This window comes from uncultured Jatrophihabitans sp. (genome assembly GCF_964244045.1).
GTDB lineage: Bacteria > Actinomycetota > Actinomycetes > Mycobacteriales > Jatrophihabitantaceae > Jatrophihabitans.
Genome location: NZ_CAXTHK010000074.1, coordinates 1 through 3,306 on the forward strand (window position 1 = coordinate 1; position 3,306 = coordinate 3,306).

The 3,306-nt window shown below is 65.2% G+C and carries 3 protein-coding genes and 1 pseudogene; 1 reads left to right on the forward strand and 3 read right to left on the reverse strand.

Going from position 1 to position 3,306, the window contains the following annotated elements:
* Positions 1-207: 207 nt before the first annotated feature.
* From ACFFC4_RS22040 to ACFFC4_RS22050, 3 genes are all read right to left on the reverse strand, one after another.
* Positions 208-882, reverse strand: a complete 675-nt coding sequence (locus ACFFC4_RS22040; RefSeq protein WP_375504886.1) for a hypothetical protein — start codon at positions 880-882, stop codon at positions 208-210.
* A gap of 307 nt (positions 883-1,189) precedes the next feature.
* The gene (locus ACFFC4_RS22045) at positions 1,190-2,326 is read right to left on the reverse strand and encodes an ImmA/IrrE family metallo-endopeptidase (protein WP_375504888.1); all 1,137 of its coding nucleotides are present in this window, start codon (positions 2,324-2,326) and stop codon (positions 1,190-1,192) included.
* On the reverse strand, positions 2,323-2,928 hold the full coding sequence (locus tag ACFFC4_RS22050) for a hypothetical protein (RefSeq protein ID WP_375504890.1): 606 nt from the start codon (positions 2,926-2,928) through the stop codon (positions 2,323-2,325). Before ACFFC4_RS22050 ends, ACFFC4_RS22045 begins: the two co-directional genes overlap by 4 nt.
* 263 nt (positions 2,929-3,191) lie before the next feature.
* Between ACFFC4_RS22050 and ACFFC4_RS22055 the strand changes: the two are divergent.
* Positions 3,192-3,306: pseudogene (locus ACFFC4_RS22055) on the forward strand (antitoxin); the annotation flags it as partial.

The window sequence follows — 3,306 nt, forward strand, 5'->3', positions numbered from 1 at the left end:
GAAACATGAAACTCCGTGCAATCGCCGCCGGACTTCGGTACGACGTCTCGCGGCTAGGTCGTCGAACGTCAAGCGACGAGCAGTACTCGCCGGCCTGGGACCCGACAATTCCGAGCGGGTCGACAACCTACGGGGCACGTGAGTCGCCCAAACGCAGCCCACGTTCCTCCTGAGGGCAGCGAGCGATCGATCCCGGTAGCCGATCCGCTATCGATATTCGGGTTGCGGCTCGGTTGGGTCGGCGCGGACGATGTCGAGTCCCGCAGCTCGCAACAGCTCGTCGATGGCTGCGGTGCTGGCTCCGATCCCGGCCCAGTGTGGGTCTACGTCGTTGGCGACACACCAGGAACGATCGGCGGGCCAGATGAAGGCGGGGTTGGGCATATCGGTGCGCGGCATGCCGGGCAGATAGTCGGCCGCGCCCCAGTCCCCGAAGTCATTGAGCAGGCCACGAAACAGGTAGTAGTTCCGATGCGGGATTGCCACCTTCGATCCGTCAAGGACGGACTGGTCGAATGCTGGTGCCATAGCCGGTCCGCGGGTGACCGTTCCGGTGTCGAGGTTCGCGATGCGCAGCCGGTCCCCGCCGTGAATGGCAGACCCCCACCCTTCCCAGAGGCAGAAGAAGCAGTCATCGGGCGTCGTTGTGTGCCGCCCCAGCACGTCGAGCACACCACGTATCAGTAGGGCCTCCGAATCAGGAATGTCGTTCTCGTCGACATCGTTCTCGCTCTGACCCGGAACGTTCGGGTCCGGGATGAAGCGGAGTCTTGCGTAGCCGGCGAAACCGGGGGGACCGAACTGGATCAGTTGCCAGAGGTCTGTCTCACTTGCCGTCAGCCAGGCCGCCGGCGACACATCCGAACACCACACCAGCGTCATGGCCCGGAGTCTGCCGCACTGCCAAACCGAGAAGCTGAGCGTGAACCGGACGACGATCCCGTCCACGCAGTCGCTTGATGACGGGGTGCCAATCGGGACGACCATCATCAACCCCGTCACGAACGCGCTCGAGGTTGGCGCACGCGTCGCAGCCCGGTCCGCATAAGGGCGACTTCATGGCCGAATTTCGTCATCTGCGAAGGGGCCTAACACGCTGCAGGGGGCGACGTTTGTTTGGACTGCGGCGTTCAGTCGTCGCCTACGACCTTGAAGCGGCCGCGTCGGCTGGACGGCTCACTCATGAAGTTCAGTCCCGCGCTCCGCGCACCATGCGTAGGACAGGCGCTGCCGCCTGCGACGTCCGACGGTTGCCGCCCTTGAGCGCGACCGGCACAAGGCCGAAGACGTACTGGTCCAGTTCGTCCTGGGTAATCAGCAGGTCAGCCGCGACGTCAGCAGCGCTCACGCCTCGCGCACGAAGAGACTTGAACATCTTCGCGAGGACCTGCGACGTCTCCGGAACGATGGGGTTGAACGGCTCGCCGCGCCGGTAGCCCATCTGAGACAAGCGAACGCACGCGTCGCGATACACCCACTCGCTCATCAGACCCAGCTCGTTCAGCCTGTGGGCGAGCGCCATGGCGGAGACCTTCCAGTGCGTCTTGGCCCTCAGAATGCGGTCGACGGGTGCTTGACGAAGGCCAGCTGCGAGAACCGTGTCCCGCGGCATCAAGAACGCGGACGCGAAGGCCTGGGCTTGAGCCTCTGCTTCTTTTCCGTGCGGGACCTCATCACCACAGTGCAGCACCAAATGTGCCAACTCGTGGGCTGCGTCGAAGCGTCTGCGCTCGCCGGTTTTGCCGGTGTTCAGGAACACGTACGGCGCGCCATCGAGCCGGAAGCTGTACGCGTCCACGCTCGCGACGTCGCCGGCGAGCGAGTAGACCCGAGTCCCGTGGGCTTCAAGGAGGTGCAGCACGTTGCTGACCGGAGCTTGACCGAGCCCCCATCGCTCCCGCACGACTGCGGCGGCATCCTCGGGGTCATAACCCTCGAGCGTCGGGACGTCGACTGCAGGCAGTCGGAACCGGTCGTCGAGCCATGCCGTCAGCGCGAGGGCGACCGAGCCAGCTGCTGTCGCGGAGTCGCGCTGGCGGGCCGACATCTTGCTCAATGCGCGGAAACTGACGATGTCGTGCGGAACGGTGTCCAGGTCGGGTGCGTAGAAGAACTGCTTAGGCACGTCGAGCGTCACAGAGAGGGCGGCGACGTTCTCGGTGAGTGGCGCCACAGTTCCGTCCTCCCAGCGCGCGACAGTGCGCGCGGCCACGTCCAGGTCTGCCGCCAGCGCACTCGCTGTGAGTGCTCTGCGATGACGGATCAGGCGGAGGCGGGAGGGGTTGAAACGTTCGCTGCCGAGCTCACCGGAGTCTGTCGGGTTCACTTCTCGGGGACGTCGATGACGATGTCGCCACCCTCGTCACCGAAGTCGTCGTCGGGCCCGCCCTCATTGCTCAGCGGCGGCAGGATGAAGCGTCGGCTCCAATGCGTGACAAAGCCTCGCGCGTCAACGTGATCGGGTAGCGAAAGCTCCGACCGCACCTCGGTCTCAGCAGCGAACTGCAGCAGGATCCACGTCACGACCTGCGGCGTCGCGACCTCGGCTGTTCCGGGTACCCGGAACAGACTGAGTTGCTCGACGTTCGTCCGAACGGCCGCCTCGGTCTGCTCGCCACGGGGCCATTTGGTCCGTGGCTGCTTCCTGAATAAGTGAGACGGCAGCCCCGTCAACTCGTTTCCGGCCGCGGTGACTATCGCGATCCCTCGGCCGCGGTGCACTGTCCGGGCGACGCCGTCGGAGTCGTCAGCAGTCCACCCGTCGTGGACGAACCCGGACCGCAGGGCCTGAACCGTGTGCAGGTACCGCACCTGACCGGCCGCACCGCGCGGGAAGAGTCCACCCGTGTAGCTCAGAGCGACCGCGGCTGCTCGGGTGACGACCTCGCCGACCAGGGTCTCTTCGGTGAAGCCGAAGACATCAACCATGGTGGACGCTGGGTCTGCGCTTGGCGCGACTTCCGCCACGATGACCACCTGCTCTCATGTCAGCTTTTCCGACCTCAGATGAGGTAACGAAACCAGACAGGACGCCGCGACGCAAGTAGACGCGCTCGATGAGTCCATGTTGAGCGCGTGACGGAGCCCATTGACGGGCAGTGCCCGCTGCGGGATCCGCCTCCGGGCTGCGCAGGCACCAGCGCTGCCGAGGCGCTATCGTGCGATATCATCGGGTGGCAGGAGTGGTAACGATGAGCGATGTGCTGATCCGGGACGTGCCGGACGAGGTCTTGACCGCTATCGACGCGCGCGCAGCCAAGCTGGGAATCTCGCGAGTCGAGTACGTACGTCGACGGCTGGCGCAAG

Bases quoted from the DNA above. Each gene is read 5' to 3' on its own strand.
- ACFFC4_RS22040 (WP_375504886.1), bottom strand. From the start codon at position 882: ATGACGCTGGTGTGGTGTTCGGATGTGTCGCCGGCGGCCTGGCTGACG.
- ACFFC4_RS22050 (WP_375504890.1), bottom strand. From the start codon at position 2,928: ATGGTTGATGTCTTCGGCTTCACCGAAGAGACCCTGGTCGGCGAGGTC.